General features: G+C 63.4%; 12 protein-coding genes. 8 read left to right on the top strand and 4 right to left on the bottom strand.

Annotated features, from left to right (window positions below):
- Positions 1 to 3: 3 nt before the first annotated feature.
- Both AB7531_RS03710 and AB7531_RS03705 read right to left on the bottom strand, forming a co-directional pair.
- The gene (locus AB7531_RS03710) at positions 4 to 3,390 is read right to left on the bottom strand and encodes a helicase-related protein (RefSeq protein WP_441279900.1); all 3,387 of its coding nucleotides are present in this window, start codon (positions 3,388 to 3,390) and stop codon (positions 4 to 6) included.
- Positions 3,391 to 4,284: 894 nt separating this feature from the next.
- Positions 4,285 to 5,142: a DUF3108 domain-containing protein gene (locus AB7531_RS03705; RefSeq protein ID WP_187387905.1), complete on the bottom strand. Its 858-nt coding sequence runs from the start codon at positions 5,140 to 5,142 to the stop codon at positions 4,285 to 4,287.
- A 509-nt stretch (positions 5,143 to 5,651) separates the two neighbouring features.
- Here AB7531_RS03705 and rpmB point away from each other — a divergent pair.
- The 5 genes from rpmB to ftsZ all read left to right on the top strand — a co-directional run bounded on the left by rpmB (position 5,652) and on the right by ftsZ (position 10,291).
- Positions 5,652 to 5,963 (top strand): 50S ribosomal protein L28, encoded by a 312-nt coding sequence (rpmB, locus tag AB7531_RS03700; RefSeq protein WP_063980641.1) that lies wholly within the window; start codon positions 5,652 to 5,654, stop codon positions 5,961 to 5,963.
- 223 nt (positions 5,964 to 6,186) lie between these two features.
- Positions 6,187 to 6,429, top strand: coding sequence for an AAA family ATPase (locus AB7531_RS03695; RefSeq protein ID WP_084794940.1), 243 nt, complete (start codon positions 6,187 to 6,189; stop codon positions 6,427 to 6,429).
- The gene (locus tag AB7531_RS03690; protein WP_084794939.1) at positions 6,377 to 8,152 is read left to right on the top strand and encodes a UvrD-helicase domain-containing protein; all 1,776 of its coding nucleotides are present in this window, start codon (positions 6,377 to 6,379) and stop codon (positions 8,150 to 8,152) included. Before AB7531_RS03695 ends, AB7531_RS03690 begins: the two co-directional genes overlap by 53 nt.
- Before the next feature lie 268 nt (positions 8,153 to 8,420).
- On the top strand, positions 8,421 to 8,978 hold the full coding sequence (locus AB7531_RS03685; protein WP_354102341.1) for a hypothetical protein: 558 nt from the start codon (positions 8,421 to 8,423) through the stop codon (positions 8,976 to 8,978).
- 59 nt (positions 8,979 to 9,037) lie between these two features.
- Positions 9,038 to 10,291, top strand: coding sequence for a cell division protein FtsZ (ftsZ, locus tag AB7531_RS03680; RefSeq protein WP_084794938.1), 1,254 nt, complete (start codon positions 9,038 to 9,040; stop codon positions 10,289 to 10,291).
- A gap of 302 nt (positions 10,292 to 10,593) precedes the next feature.
- Here the strand turns inward: ftsZ and AB7531_RS03675 are convergent, their stop codons facing one another.
- A complete protein-coding gene (locus AB7531_RS03675; protein ID WP_225005617.1) occupies positions 10,594 to 11,142 on the bottom strand; it encodes a hypothetical protein in 549 nt (182 codons plus the stop codon).
- Between the two features lie 276 nt (positions 11,143 to 11,418).
- Between AB7531_RS03675 and AB7531_RS03670 the strand changes: the two genes are divergently transcribed.
- The 3 genes from AB7531_RS03670 to AB7531_RS03660 all read left to right on the top strand — a co-directional run bounded on the left by AB7531_RS03670 (position 11,419) and on the right by AB7531_RS03660 (position 14,970).
- The gene (locus AB7531_RS03670) at positions 11,419 to 12,795 is read left to right on the top strand and encodes a DUF2235 domain-containing protein (RefSeq protein WP_441279899.1); all 1,377 of its coding nucleotides are present in this window, start codon (positions 11,419 to 11,421) and stop codon (positions 12,793 to 12,795) included.
- Between the two features lie 275 nt (positions 12,796 to 13,070).
- Entirely contained in the window at positions 13,071 to 13,316 is a 246-nt protein-coding gene (locus AB7531_RS03665) for a PilZ domain-containing protein (protein WP_028149457.1), read from the top strand.
- A gap of 319 nt (positions 13,317 to 13,635) precedes the next feature.
- Positions 13,636 to 14,970, top strand: a complete 1,335-nt coding sequence (locus AB7531_RS03660) for an IS5 family transposase (protein WP_436855093.1) — start codon at positions 13,636 to 13,638, stop codon at positions 14,968 to 14,970.
- Positions 14,971 to 15,109: 139 nt separating this feature from the next.
- Here the strand turns inward: AB7531_RS03660 and AB7531_RS03655 are convergent, their stop codons facing one another.
- On the bottom strand, positions 15,110 to 15,517 hold the full coding sequence (locus AB7531_RS03655) for a hypothetical protein (protein ID WP_063980635.1): 408 nt from the start codon (positions 15,515 to 15,517) through the stop codon (positions 15,110 to 15,112).
- Positions 15,518 to 15,676 lie beyond the last annotated feature (159 nt).

Below are 15,676 nucleotides of genomic sequence, written 5' to 3'. Positions count from 1 at the left end.
GGATCACTCCTTGCGACCGGACAGCTGCTCTTTCAGCGCAGCAAGCTTTGCGAAGGGCGAGTTCGGATCGGCCGGACGATCGCGCTCGCGCGGGTTCGCGCTCGAGGCGTAGGGGCGCAGCGACGGCCCGCCCTGACGGTCGCGGCCCTTGTCGCGGTCACGACCGCGATTGTCGCGGCCCTTGTCGCGATCGCCGCCGAACTTGCCCTTGTTGCGATCGCGATCCTTGTTGTCGCGATCCTTGCCCTCGAAGCGGCGGTTCTTGTCGTCGCGCCCCTCTTGGCGCGGTGCACCTTCGGCGCCACCTTCGCGCGGCTTGCGGAAATCCTTTGCCCCATCTCTGCGATGACCGCCGTGACGATGGCGCTCATTGCGCTTCTCGCCGTCGGCTGACTGCGCGGCCGCGCCTTCGGCGGGGGCGGCGCCAGCTTCAGCACCGGCCTGCTGCGGGCGCTGATTGTGGTGACGCTGGTGGCGATGACGCTCGTGGCGGGGCTTGCGATCGTCGTGGCGGCCGCCGGGACGCCAGACCTCGACGAGCTCGGGCTCGGCAGGCACAGCGGCAGCCTCGACCGGCGCGGCGGCATCGGCGGATGCAGCGGCTTCCGTTGCAGCGGCCTCGGCGGGAGCGGCTTCCACCGCCTCGCTGGGCGCAGCAGCCTCTTCCGCCGGCGGCGCGATGCCGGGGGCATCCTCGGGCGTGACGGGGGCATCAGGCGATGCTTCGAGCGCCGGCTCTTCGTGTGCGGGCTCGTCGTGCTGCTCCATGCCGGGCGCGTCTTCGACGGTGACGGGCTCGGCGGCGGCTTCGATTGCGGTGTCCGCGCTTGCGGTGGCATCATCGGTCGCCGTCGGTTCAGTCGGAGCCTCTGCGCTTGCTTCGGCCGCCGGCGTCTCCACGGCAGCAGCCACCGGCTTCGGCGGCAGCGGCGCACGCTTCTCCATGCGATAGCCGAGCGCGCGCAGCACCGAGGCGAAATCCTCGCCGGCCGAGCCGGTGAGCGAGGTCATCGCCTGCGTCACCACAAAGCTGCGGCCGTCGAACGCGCCGGCAGGCTTTTCGCCGGGCGAGTTCTCGCGCCAGGCCAGCGCCGGCCGGATCAGATCGGCAAGGCGCTCCAGAATGTCGACGCGCACCGCTCGCTCACCGGCCTGCTTGTAGCCGAGCACGCGATAGGCATCGCGCGGCAGCTGCTTGTCGACCGGGAACGAGGTGCGGCCCGAAGATGCCAGATGCTGCGCGCCGGACAGCGACGACAGATCGACATTGTCCTGCTTCAGCGCCCACAGCAGTGCGGCCAGCGCACGGCCGGCGGGCTTGAGCAGGCCGGGGAAATAGATATGATAAGCACCGAAACGGACGCCGTATTTGCGCAACACGGCGCGCGAGGGCTGGTCGAGGTCCTTCAGCTCGTTGGCGATCTTGGGACGCTCGAGCACGCCGAGCGCCTCGACCAGCTGATAGGCGATGCCGCGGGCAATGCCGGTGACGTCCTCGGCCTTCGACAGCTCGAACATCGGCCCAAGCAGCTTTTCGATATGGGTCTTGAGCCAGAGCTCGAGCCGGGCCTGCACCTTCTCACGCGGCGCACCGGTGAGGCGCTCGTCGGAGATGATGCGGATGCGCGGATGCAGCGCCTCCTCCGCGGCAGACAGGCGCGCCACGGCATCGCCGGTCCAGCGGATGGTGCCTTCCGAGGTCAGCACGAACTGATCGTCCGGCGCATTGCCCAGTTTTTCGGCGCGCGCGTTGATCTCGCCGGCGAGCACCGCTTGCGCTGCAGCCTGCAAGGCTTTCGCATCGGAGCCTGCTTCCGCCGCATCCGGTGCAAAGGTGAAGCCATCGAGGCGGCCGATGACATGGCCTTCGACGATGACTTCGCCGGTCTTGCCGATTTCAGTATTCAAGCTCGTGTTCTCCCGCAGGCGGCGCATCAATACACTGGTCCGGCGATCAACGAAACGCTCAGTCAAGCGTTCATGGAGCGCATCCGATAATTTATTTTCGACCTCGCGGGCGATCCCCTGCCAGCGTTCGGGGTCTTTCAGCCAGTCCGGGCGGTTGGCGACGAAGGTCCAGGTGCGGATCTGGGCGATCCGGGCCGACAGCGTGTCGATGTCGCCGTCGATGCGGTCGGCCTGGTCGACCTGGGCCGCGAACCAGGAATCGGGGATGCAGCCCTTCTGCATCAGGAAGCCGTACAGCGTGGTCACGAGCTCGGCATGGGCGGCCGGCGACAGTTTTCGGTAATCGGGGACCTGGCAGGCCTCCCACAGCCGTTCCACGGCCGCCTTGCCATGCGCGATATCGCGCACCTCGACGTCGCGGGCGGCGTGGTCGAGCACGCGCATGTCCTCGGCGATCGGCGCGCGCGTCAGCGCCTCATGGCCGGGCGACTGGTTCAGGGACACCTGGAGCGCGCCGAGGGAGGCGAAATCCAGCTTCGAATTGCGCCATTGCAGCATCTTCACGTTGTCGAAGGTGTGGTTCTGCAGCGCGTTGACGAGCTCGGGCTCGAACGGCCCGCAGCGGCCCGTCGTCCCGAAAGTACCGTTGCGCGTGGCGCGGCCCGCGCGGCCTGCGATCTGCGCGAATTCGGCCGGCGTCAGGCGGCGGAACTGGTAGCCGTCGAACTTGCGGTCGGAGGCGAAGGCGACGTGGTCGACGTCGAGATTGAGGCCCATGCCGACGGCGTCGGTGGCGACGAGATAGTCGACGTCGCCGTTCTGGAACATCTCCACCTGCGCATTGCGCGTGCGGGGCGAGAGCGATCCCAGCACCACGGCCGCGCCGCCATGCTGGCGGCGGATCAGCTCGGCGATGGCGTAGACCTCGTCGGCCGAGAAGGCGACGATGGCGGTGCGGCGCGGCTGGCGCGTGATCTTGCGGTCGCCGGCGAATTCGAGCTGCGACAGGCGCGGCCGCGTGATCATGGACACGCCCGGCAGCAGCCGCTCGATGATCGGGCGCATCGTGGCCGCGCCCAACAGCAGCGTCTCGTCGCGGCCGCGGCGGTTGAGGATGCGGTCGGTGAAGACGTGGCCGCGTTCGAGATCGGAAGCGATCTGGACCTCGTCGACGGCGAGGAAGGAGACGTCGATATCGCGCGGCATCGCCTCGACGGTCGACACCCAATAGCGCGGGTTCTTCGGCTTGATCTTCTCTTCGCCGGTCACAAGCGCGACGGCCTCGCTGCCGACCCGTGCGGCGATCTTGTTATAGACCTCGCGCGCGAGCAGCCGCAGCGGCAGCCCGATCAGCCCAGAGGGATGCGCGAGCATCCGCTCGATGGCGAGATGGGTCTTGCCGGTGTTGGTCGGCCCGAGCACCGCAGTGACGCCCGCGCCGGGTGCGCGCTCGGAGGCGAAGAGGGAGGAGGAGAAGGCCATGTCTGCGGATTAGGTAGTGGCGATTTGGGCGAATGTCAGTGCTGCTTTGGGGTGTGTTGAGGGCTGGGAGGTGTCGGCCATGTCTCCGAACGCTACGCTGCAGCCAAGCATTCCGCTGTCATGCCCCGGCCTGCCGCCTTCGCCAAGGCTTCGGCGGGCCGAGCACCCCCCTGAGCCCCGGCGTAGCCTTGGCGGAGCCGGGACCGGGGCATCCAGTACGCCGCGGCCTGTCCGCTCAACCACAACGGCCTCGGCGTACTGGATGCGCCCGGTCAAGCCGGGCGATGACACCGAGCGTGTGGGAGCGCACTCCCCAAACCTCGCGCAACTGTCTCACTTTGCGACGCTTTTCCCGTTGGCCTTAAGCTTCGGAACGACTCTAGAACGAATCGCGGCCGAATCGCTGACTCCCGCTGAAGCCTGTTCCGTTCACGCCACATGTCGCGGGACTCTTATTGGTTGTGCACTAGATGGAGTTTTGCCCTGCCGCACAAGCGGCGTTTTGATGACCGGTTCCTTAAAATTGGGGACGGCGCGGAGTCGAATCAGAATCGGGCAGGAGTCAAATGGATTCCCGGGATCACGACCCCCAAACTCATTTTCGCGAAAACAACCCCATGCACAGTAGAAATGCCATTGAAAGGATTACATTTCTTTCCAGCCAAATTGCCTCCCCGTCATTCCGGCGCGCGACGCGGTCTTTCCGTCATCCTGAGGTGCGAGTGGCGCGTTGCGCAGCATCGCGCCGGGAGCCTCGAAGGATGGACGGCCCGGATGCGGCGGCACGCACGGATATTCCCTGCGGGAACAGCCGGGCTGTCGCCCTTCGAGGGCCGCTGAAGAAGCGGCCACCTCAGGGTGACGGTCTCTAAGGGGGAATGCGCAGCTAAAGCCCTACTGCGTCTTGGCGACCTTTGGCGGCTGGGCTGAGGTGATGAAGCTGGTGGCTTCCAGCATGGCCGGGCCGAGCGGCGTCGGCACTTTCAGCCAGAACGGGACCAGGATGCGCGTGCCCGCGACGGGGGCGAAGGCGATCTCGATGTTGCGCTGGGCGGCGAGGTATTTGATCACGGGACGGTCGGGAATGTAGCCCGCCACGGGCACGAAATAGAGCGCGCAGACCACGACCGGGCCCCTGTAGCCCTTCTCCGCCTTCACGCTCTCCATGCGCTTGAAATCGAGTTTCAGCTCGTAGCGCATGCGGCCGTCGAACACCGGCGCGGCGTTGTGGCAGGCGTCGGGCGTAACAGGGTCGCCGGTGCCGGGCACGCGCAGCAGCGAGGCCGTCATCGGGTCCCAGACGCCGCGGCGATGCGCATCGGTGACGACGATGCGGTCGGCATCGACAGGCGGCTCCGGCACGATGCCGAACTCCTTCACATTGCCCTTGTCGAGCGTGATGCGGATCTCTTCGGTCTTCTTCGAGGTGGTGGTGGAGGCCTGGTAGCCGGTCGCGACCAGCGCGCCGTTCACCACCCTACCTTGCGAGGCGCCGGTGCCGGACCCGCCCGCGAAGGATTTCAGCAGCCCCGTGGTGCCGCCGCTTGCCGCGGCCGCGAACACGTCGTCGCCGATGTCGATGTTCCAGGCGCCCTTGCCGACGGGAATGCCCGCCAGCGTCGCCTCATACTGCGCCTCGAGCTTGCCCTGTGCCGCCACGGGCTCCGCGCCCCAGGCCACGACGAGCCCGCAAAGGGCTGCGAAGGCCAGCCGGCCGGCAGAGCGCGGACTGGCTGAGCCGTGACTGACCAAGCCTTGGAGCCAAAGTCGGGGGGATGCGAGCACGAAACAATCCAATCGGGGCGCGAACGGTTGTTACTTAAGCCAAAAACCGCGGCAAACAATGTGTCCGGGCGCGGAGGCTTGCGGAACTCCATTTGATACTTCGGGTGCGAATACGCCCTTTATGTGATGGTAAGGCACTTCAATCATTGCCGTTTTGGTGATCGGGGGTGTGTCAGGGACGCGCACCTCGCCCCGCCCATTCCGCCGTCATGCCCCGGCTTGACCGGGGCATCCAGTACGCCGTAGCCCCTCGGCTCCAGCCGCACCGCCTCGGCGTACTGGATCGCCCGGTCAAGCCGGGCGATGACACCTGTTGTGGGGGATGCCGCGGAGCATGAATCCCCGCCCAAAACCTTGACGTCCCGTCCCTTCCCCCCTATACGTCCGCCCGCTCCCTACAAGGACACAGAATTAGCCCCCGTGGCGCCCAGAATGGCGGCCGCAAATCGTTTGGGGGACAGAAGAGGATTTCTACCATGTCTCGCCGCTGCGAACTGACGGCCAAGGGCCCCCTCGTCGGCCACAAGGTCAGCCACTCCAACATCAAGACCAAGCGCCGCTTCCTGCCGAACCTCGTCAACGTGACGTTCATCAGCGAAGCGCTCGGCCGCAACGTGCGCCTGCGCGTCTCCACCAACGCGGTCAAGAGCGTCGACCACAATGGCGGCCTCGACCCCTTCCTGCTCAAGGCCAAGGCCGACGTCCTGTCGCCGCGCGCCCTCGAGCTGAAGCGCGCCATCCAGAAGAAGGTCGGCCCGACGGCCGCGCCGGCGAAGAAGGCCAGCTAATCCAATTTTGAAATCGGGCGGGGGCTAAGTTGCGTCGCGTGGCGTAGTCTTAGCCAGTAGAGTTTTGCGTCGCGGCCGGATCGAAAGATCCGGCCGTTTTTGTTGTTGCCGGTAGGCCAGTAGCGAATTTGGAGTGACATCAGCAAAAGGGAGTACACAAGATCGTACAGCCCTTAGTTGCAGGTTCAATGTGAATCTGTTTGTGTCGGTCAGAGGATAACCGATGCATATTGATTCAGTTGAAATTGCTAACTTTCGCAAGCTTCGTTCTACTCGGGTGAGTTTTGCACGAGACAAGACAGTCTTCGTCGGCGCGAACAACAGTGGCAAAACTTCCGCCATGGTCGCACTACGATATTTCCTCGTAGCTCATGAACGAAGTAGCTTCACACTAAACGACTTCAAGTTCCCTTATCCGAGCACTCGAATTTATCAAACAGAAGAACCTTCCAAGGCTCCGCCTTAGGGGGCAACAGGTTGCTGTGGTCACGTACACCAACGCAGCCTGCGACGAGATCCTTCGGCGATTGAAATTCGATCCAACCTTTCACGTCTCAACAATCCATAGCTTCGCTTGGAAGCTAATTTCTGGATTTAACAAAGATATTCGAGACTGGCTTCACAAAAGGCTTGAGAACGAAATTCGCGAAATTCAAGAACTGGAGGCGAAGGGGCGCCCCGGCACGAAAGCTTCCCTGACTCGCCAAGCACAGATCGAATCGAAATCTCGCCGACTCAGTGGCCTGAGCGGGATAAAGAAGTTCACCTACAGCCCGACTGGAGACAACAAAGAGCGAGACGCGCTAAATCATGCTGAGGTAATTGAACTCTTTGCGAGCTTCCTCACTGAGAAGAAGTTGATGCAAAGCATTCTAGTGAATCAATTTCCTTTCCTTCTAGTAGATGAAAGCCAGGACACGAATAAGCGGATCGTTGACGCCCTTCTAACCGTACAAGGTGCTCATACCGGAAAATTCAGCCTCGGCTTCATCGGCGACACGATGCAGAGAATCTATAACGACGGGAAAGAGCGAATAGAGGAAGAATTGCCGGCTGATTGGGCAAAACCGGTAAAGCGCCTCAATCATCGATGCCCGAGACGGGTCGTTCGGCTCATCAACCAGATTCGTAGCCAAGTCGATAGCCATGCTCAGGAAGCCAGGTCCGACAGCATCGACGGAATTGTCCGATTGTTTGTTTTGCCGACGGGCGAAGACAACAAATCTTCGATGGAGGACTCCGTTCGCGCCTACATGGCGGAGCTCACTCGTGATGCAGATTGGCAGGATCGCCAAAAGTGTAAGATATTGACACTCGAGCATCATATGGCCGCCAGACGCATGGGATTCGAGACGATCTTCGAAGCGCTTGCTAGCGTTGACACCTTCAGAACAGGACTTCTTGACGGGTCTTTGCCGGTCACACGTTTGTTTACGGCCAACGTCCTGCCTCTCGTCTCCGCTCTCCAGAACAATGACAAATTTGCTACCGCAAGAATTGTGCGTGAGTCCTCGCCACTGCTGAGCGCTGAAAGACTCAAGAATGCGACCGACCAGCGCAATCAATTGCGCAATGCCAAGATCGCAGCTGAGGGCCTATTGAAACTGTGGCAGCAGGGGACACCTACCTGCGGCGAAGTCCTGGCTTATGTCGCCGAGCAACATCTCTTTGATCTCCCAGAAGCTTTGAAGCCATTTGCCATTCACCGATCGGACGATGAAGCCCAATCTAGCTCTGACGACGAGTCTCGTGATCCTTTAGATGAGGCAGACGCGGCAATTGAGAAATTTCTGCTCGCATCATTTTCGGAAATCGCGCCATATGCTCAGTACATCTCGAATACGGCCGAGTTCGGCACACACCAGGGGGTTAAGGGGCTAGAGTTCGATCGCGTTATGGTGTTGATGGACGATACCGAGGCGCGCGGCTTCATGTTCGGATATGAAAAGTTCTTCGGCGCCAAAGAACTTTCAGCGAGCGATTTGTCAAATGAATCTGAGGGCCGCGACAACTCGGTTAGCAGGACGCGTCGCCTATTTTATGTCACCTGCAGTAGAGCCAAGAAGAGCCTTGCGTTGGTGCTCTACACTTCCGCTCCCGAGGCGGTGAAAATGCAGATGCTTAGAAACGAGTGGTTCGACGAGCATGAAATTTTATTAGCGGTGCCCGACCATCCGATTCCAGCGTGACCGACTCGCACATGAGTTCCAGGGCTACTTGAACCATGTCATCTGCTCCACTTTCCGCTCTGCTCGCCCCCTAGCCTCACCGGGAGGGGCCTTCCGTGAGCACGAACCCCAATCCGAGCCGCGAAACCTCGTCATCTGCTGTGACGGCACCCTAAACAACGCCCCACGCGCGTTAACCGTCCGTTAACCAACGCAGCCTAGCCTGCGGTAATCGTCCAGCCATCATTAGCTCGAAATGCCTTCCCGGTTCGCTCCAGGAGAAGCGCCAATGTGCGTTGCGTTGTTGACGTATGCCGATCTCAGTGCCCGCCTCAATATCTCGCGCGAGGCCGCGCGTGCCCTGGCGAGACGTCGCCGTTTGCCGCGCTCGCGGTCGGAGGACGGCAAGGCCCTGGTGAGCGTCGATCTCGCCGAGCTCCGCTACACGCCCCGCCCGCGAATTGGCCGCAAGGCAGCCCCCATCGCTGCCCCCATGGCTGAGATCGAGGCCTTCAAGGTCGAGGCCTTCAAGGTCGAGGCCTTCAAGATCGAGGCCTTCAAGATCGAGGCATTCAAGGCGGAGATCGCGCGGCTCGAAGCCCTCGCAGCCGGCGCCAGGTTAGTTTTCGAGCGTGAGCGCGAGCGCGCCGATCGCCTGGCCGTCGAGTTGCTGCAGGCGGCCGCCGAGACGGCGGCAGCCAATGCGTGGGCGGCACGACTGGAAGACGAAGTGGCGGACTTACGGACCGGTCGCCAGGCTGGCGGCGCGACCGCGGGACAAGCCGCGCGTCGATTGGGACATCTGGCCGCGGCCATCGTGGGCGCAGACCGCGCGGCTCGCAGATAGCACTCGAACCCTTCTCCATCCCGGCCTGCCGGAGCAATCGCGAGGACAGAATGACTGGCATGACCGATATTCACGAGATGAAGGCGCGCATTGTCGTATTCGGGGTCGGCGGCGCCGGCGGCAATGCCGTCAACAACATGATCACATCCGGGCTGCAGGGGGTCGACTTCGTCGTCGCCAATACCGACGCTCAGGCGCTTGCCATGTCGAAGGCGCCGCGCCTGATCCAGCTGGGCACCCAGGTCACCGCAGGCCTCGGCGCCGGCTCTCAGCCCGAATTGGGACGCGCCGCAGCCGAGGAGGTCATCGATACGATCCGCGATCAGTTGACCGGCGCGCACATGGTGTTCGTGACCGCCGGCATGGGCGGCGGCACCGGCACCGGGGCCGCCCCCATCATCGCCAGGACCGCGCGCGAACTCGGCATCCTCACGATCGGCGTCGTCACCAAGCCATTCTACTTCGAGGGCCAGCGCCGCATGCGCTTTGCCGAAGCCGGCATCGAGGAGCTGCTGAAGACGGTCGACACCCTGCTGATCATCCCGAACCAGAACCTGTTCCGGGTGGCCAGCGCCAAGACCACATTCGCCGATGCCTTTGCCCTTGCCGACCAGGTGCTCTATTCGGGCGTGGCCTGCATCAGCGACCTCATCGTCAAGGAAGGCCTGATCAATCTCGATTTTGCCGACGTTCTCTCCGTGATGCGGGAGAAGGGCAAGGCCATGATGGGACGGGGCGAGGCGTCCGGCGAGAAGCGCGTGCTCGCCGCCGCCGTGGCCGCCATTTCCAATCCGTTGATCGAGAACCCCTCGATCAAGCGCGCCAGCGGCCTCATCATCTCCATCACCGGCGGCAAGGATCTCATGCTGTACGAGGTCGACGAAGCCGCGACGCGGATTCGCGACGAGGCCGACCCGGACGCCAACATCATCGTCGGCGCCTCGTTCGACGAAAGCCTCGAAGGCATCGTCCGCGTCTCGGTGGTGGCGACCGGGATCGACAATGTCGACCCGGCGCAGCTGGCGGCGCCGGTGGAAACCGCACTCACGCAGCTCGCCGGCAGGCTGCGCGACGACAGCCGCCGCATCGCCGATCGCATCGAGCAGCGCAGTGCGCCGCTTCCGCACGTGGAAAGCCCGCCGCTCCGCCCGGCGGCCGGCCGACCCGCAGTGCAACCGGCAAGGCCCGATCCGGAATATGCGCGCCGCGCGGCGCCTCAGCCGCTCGATCCCTACGGACGCACCGCTCCGCGCAATATAGCCGACGAAGACCTTCTCGACATCCCGGCCTTCCTGCGCCGCTCCGCTAATTGAGCGGGCGCGGGGGAAGCGCGGGGCGATCGCATTTGGTCTTAGTGAGCTCGCGTGCGATGCCCCACAGCGTCATGGCCGGGCTTGTCCCGGCCATCCACGCCTTTCCCACGGCACGAAGAACGTGGATGCCCGGGACAAGCCCGGGCATGACGAGTTTGTGGCCCCGGCTGTGCCGAACCACTGTGATATGAGGCTCTGATATCTCGCCGCGCACTCCGCCCTCATCCTGAGGGCCCGCCGTAGGCGGGCGTCTCGAAGGATAGCCGCAGGCGAGCTTCCGATCTGCGCAGCGCGCCGATCGTTCACGCTGCCGTGCTGCGCGGGGTCTCCGCCGTTTCCCTTTTTTCCGGCTCCTTGTCGCGAGACAGCCATGCCGGGAAGCGAAGCAGGCGATCGTTGCCGTCTTTTGGCGGCTCGATGGGCGGTGCTTCATTGGCCGAACGCGGGAGGTCCAGCACGGCCTGCCCTGCCCGCACCGCATCCGCGCGCTGATCCAGTTCGCGCATCAGGGGATCGAGCACGCTGTCGATTTCGGTCGCCACCGACACGATGAAACTGTTGAGCTCGCGAGCCTCGGGCACAACGGCCGAGGCCGACTCGATCGCCCTGGAGAGACCGTCGACGACCGGTGCGAACGCGCCGGCGGCTTGTTTGATTCGCGTTCTTATCGCTTCGATCTCGGCCAAGACGCGATCACGCTCCCGCCTGGTCTTCTCTTCCGAAAGGCGGGCTTCGATTTCGGCGATCTGAGCCGTGAGAGTCGTGGCTTCGGATGCGAGTGCATCGCGGCGCAGGCGCGCACGATCGAGATCGCGACTGAGATTGTCCACTAGATCGTCCTTCCCGAACATGGCTTTGCTCCGTAGGACAGCCGTGACGCGAACCGCCAGCCGGTTAAGCGAACCAAAGGCTGGATCGGCCGAAAAAGGCATCAACTTCGGTCGCGTCATATGGGCCGACATGGTGACCCCCACCGTCCTCATTAGGCGACGACATGGTTAACAGGTGGTTAATGTCAACAGATGATGGGGCAATGAGGCACCATGCCGCCGATGCCGACTTCGTCTCCTCGCTGCCATCCATTTTCGCTATACTCGCCCCGGTAGCATCACCGGGAGGGGCATACCGTGGAGCACGACGACCAGCACAAACCCAAAACCGAGCCGAAAAACCTCGTCATCTGCTGTGACGGCACCGGCAACGAGATCTCGGAGAACATCTCCAACGTCCTGAAGCTCTATCGCTGCCTGCGCAAGACCGACAAGACGAAGCCGCGGCAGATGGTGTTTTACGATCCGGGCGTCGGCACGGTGACGGAGCCTTCGACGTGGCACCGGCTCAAGGCCAACGTCAATCTGGTGCTGGGGCTCGCCACCGGCTACGGGCTCGATGACAACGTGCTGTCAGCCTATTGCTTCCTGGTCGAGCATTACGCGCCGGGCGACCGCATCTACCTGTTCGGCTTCTCGCGCGGCGCCTACACCGTGCGGGTGCTGGCGGGGCTGATCCACAAGATCGGGCTGATCTCGCCGGAGCAGGCGAACCTCGCGGGCTCGGGCCTCGTCGCCTACAAGCAATATTCCGGCACCGGGCGCGGCAACGACATCGAGGACCTCAAGGATGTCGCCTTCGACGAGAGCGGGCCGCTGCCGAAGGACGAATTCGACCTCGCCGCCCAGTTCGCGCGCATCACCTCGACGCGCTGGCCGACCATCCACTTCATCGGCGTCTGGGACACGGTGGCGAGCGTGATCGTGCCGCGGCGCGACAATTTCTTCTTCGTATTCAGCCTGGAGGAGCTCGCCTTCACGCTGCGCAATCCGAGCGTAAAAATCTTCCGGCAGGCGATCGCGATCGACGAGCGGCGCTGCATGTTCCGCCTCAAGGCGTACAAGGAGCCGCAGGAATATTGGAGTAACCGCTATGTGCCCGACGAGAAGAAGGTGCCGCAGGACATCATGCAGGTGTGGTTCGCCGGCGTTCATTGCGACGTCGGCGGCGGCTATCCGGAAGCCGAGAGCGGCGAGTCCAAATATCCGCTGATCTGGATGATCGAGGAAGCGGCGAAGGCCCGGCTGAACTTCAACCCGCGCACCGTGAACCAGCTCGCCTGGGGCATCCAGCGCAAGAACTCGCCGTTCCAGTATGTCGAGCCTGCCTACACCGGCAAGGTGGGCGAGCTGCACAATTCGATGACGGCGCTCTGGCGCGTGCTGGAATTTGTGCCGAAGAGCGCAAAGTACAAGGAATGGCCGCAGCGAAAGGTTTTTCTGGGCTTCTACATCCCCGATTGCGAGCCGCGCGTGATCCCCGAAGGCGCCCATGTGCACGAGAGCGTGCTGAAGCGGATGGCGGTGGAGCCGGGCTACCGGCCGGTGAACTTGCCGAGGGATTATGTGACCGTGCCGATGCCGGTGCGGCCGCATGCTGAAGCCGCTCCGGACTCGCTGCCACCCTCCCCTGAAGGGGGAGGGTCGGCTCATATTGAGCACAGCGAAATATGAGACGGGGTGGGGTGAAGGTCTCTCCACCTCCAACAGTGCCCGTGTTGAGAGATCACCCCACCCCGCTCGCGCTACGCGCGATCGACCCACGAGCGAGCTTCGCTCGTCTCGGACCCCTCCAGGGGAGGGTGGGCATCCCGCTACCGGCGTTTTCTCCGTTCGCTGCTACTTTTCATTAAAATTCTCGGGCCGCCCTTAGTCGGATCGCATCAACTCTTTTCCATCATGCCTCCCAAGACCACCCGCGCCGTCCGCGGAATTGGAGGAGAGTGCCAATGCATCCGCGCCGACATGCCCGCGTGAAACCGTCCGGGCTGGTATCCCGCCAGGCCAAGATCATCACTGACCCGCGCGCGCCGGTGATTCCCTGCACGCTGATCGACTACTCGCCCGGCGGCGCCTGCGTCGATCTCGGCGGGCAGGTGAATATCCCCGACAGGTTCGAGCTGCTCCACGTCAACACCAAGAAGCGCTGCCGCATCGCCTGGAAGCGCGGCTCGCGGATCGGCGTGGTGTTTTAGGGGGACGCTCTCTCCGTAACTGAATAATTCCGCCGAGCACTCCGCTCTTCCCCCTCCCCCTTGCGGGGGAGGGTTGGGGAGAGGGGTGGCCCGGCAATAGGTGTTAGCTGCGTGCGAGGTGATGCAACACAGGCGCGCTTCATTCGATAGTCGTCCGTGAAGAATGCGGATTGATCTGAGAAATAAGCAGAATTTGTCTTGATGTAGTATTCGATTTTGCAGGAAAGCGGGGTGTTGGACCTCGCTTTCTTGCGTTTTAGGATTTTGCTTTTGGGCGATTCGTGATTCCCTGACGGCGTCGTCGACATTGGGGAATGCGATGAGCAAGCCGAGGGATGATCGCCAGAAAGACCTGTTGCTTCCGGCGCTTGATCAGATCATCGACATGGGTCATCCGCTGGTGCGGTTGGCAGCGCTGATCGACTGGAACATCCTGAATGAGCGCTTCAGTTCAGTGTGCCAAGCAGGGTCGGGCCAGCCGGGCTTGCCGACGCGGCTAGTCGCCGGCCTGTTCATTTTGAAGCACATGCACAACCTGTCAGATGAGGTGCTGTGCGCTCGCTGGATCGAGAACCCCTATTACCAATACTTCTGCGGCGAATTGAGCTTCTGCCACCGTCTGCCGTTCGATCGATCGTCGATGACACGCTGGCGGCAGCGGCTCGGCGAGGAACAGCTCGTCGCCCTGATCCAGGAAAGTCTTTCAGTGGCGCACAAGACCGGCGCCATCGGTCCCAAGGACCTGGAACGGGTGGTCGTCGATACCACAGTGCAGCCCAAGGCGGTTGCACATCCGACCGACGCGCGGCTGCTGCATCGAGCAATCACCAAGCTGGTCGGGCTCGCCAAGTGCAACCGTGTGCCGCTACGCCAGAGCTATCTGCGCCTGGCCAAGCGCGCCGCCATCATGACCGGCCGCTATACCCACGCCCACCAGTTCAAACGCGCCCGGCGGCAGCTCAAGTTCCTGCGGACACGGCTTGGCCGGATCATCCGCGACATCCGCCGCAAGATTGATGGCGATACGGTGCTGGAAGCTCGCTTCGGCCCGTTGCTCGGTTTAGCGCAGCAGGTGCGCAGCCAGGATCAGCATCAGCGCGGTCCGAAGGTCTATGCGTTACATGCTCCGGAGGTTGAGTGCATCGGCAAAGGTAAAGCCCGCGCGCCCTACGAGTTCGGCTGCAAGGTCAGCATCGCCACCCCTGTGACGTCTCCGAAGGGCGGCCAGTTCGTGCTCCATGCCAAGGCCCTGCATGGCAATCCCTTCGATGGGCACACGCTCGGTCCCGTAATCGCCGACATGGAGAAGCTCACCGGGGTGGAGACTCGCCGTATCCACGTCGACAAAGGATATCGCGGTCACAACCACCCGCATCGGTTCAGGGTCTGGATCTCGGGTCAGGTCCGCCGCGTCACAGCTTCCATCCGTCGCGAGATGAAGCGTCGCGCGGCTGTCGAGCCTGTCATCGGCCACGTCAAGGCCGAGCACCGCATGGACAGAAATTATCTCAAGGGACGCCTCGGCGACCGCATCAACACTGTTCTCGCCGCCGCCGGCTATAACTTCGGTCTGCTGCTGCGATGGCTCGCAGAGCTCTTGCGTGTCATCATCCGAGCCTTCTTCGAGACCGTCCCGGCTCGAAACACCGCTTGAGCCGGGCGCCGCCGCCAGTTCTTCACGAACGACTCGATAGCGCGTGCCGTGTGGCTACCCCTCTCCCTAGCCCTCCCCCGCAAGGGGGGAGGGAACGCAGCGGTGATGCGGCACGACCTTTTTCCAACAGCTGTCGTAGCTACGCCCGCATCCTGGCTTTCGTGCCGGCGACGATCTGCATGGCGACGCCGGCGATCCAGCCGAACAAAGCGAGCCAGGTCCACGCCAGGTGCGGCTCGAGGCGGAGCACGATGACGCCGACGGAGGCGAGCGCGGTGAGCGTGGCGCAGAGCGTGCCGGCGGCGCTGAGGAATTCCGCGGCGTCGATCGCGCTGTGGGCGTCGTCGAAGGGCAGCTGCGGCGTGTCGATGCCGAGATAGAAGCCGACGAAGCCGAGCAGCATCATCAGCAGCAGGAAGCCCTGCGTGGTCAGCGGGGCGATCGAAGATCCCACATAGGCGCCGACGAACAGCCCGCACGCCGCGCCTGCCATCGCGAGGCCCACGCGCTCGAAAACGTGGGCAGTCTTGCGAACACGAAACCGCATGGCGGGCCTCCCTGAGGAGTTGGGTGCGCGGGAGGGTAGGCCAGTTTTGCGGTGCGTGGAAGGTGAGGAGAGTTACGGATGCGTGAGGGCGCGGGATAGTGAGGGCACGATCGCCCGCGCTGCCCCCACCGCTGTCGTCCCGGACAAGCGAAGCACAGA

The sequence above is a fragment of the Bradyrhizobium sp. 63_E2_N1_3 genome (assembly GCF_052076005.1).
In the GTDB taxonomy this organism is placed as follows: domain Bacteria; phylum Pseudomonadota; class Alphaproteobacteria; order Rhizobiales; family Xanthobacteraceae; genus Bradyrhizobium; species Bradyrhizobium barranii.
The sequence above is the reverse complement of the archived record's forward strand: the minus strand, read 5'-3'. Positions and strand labels throughout refer to the sequence as shown.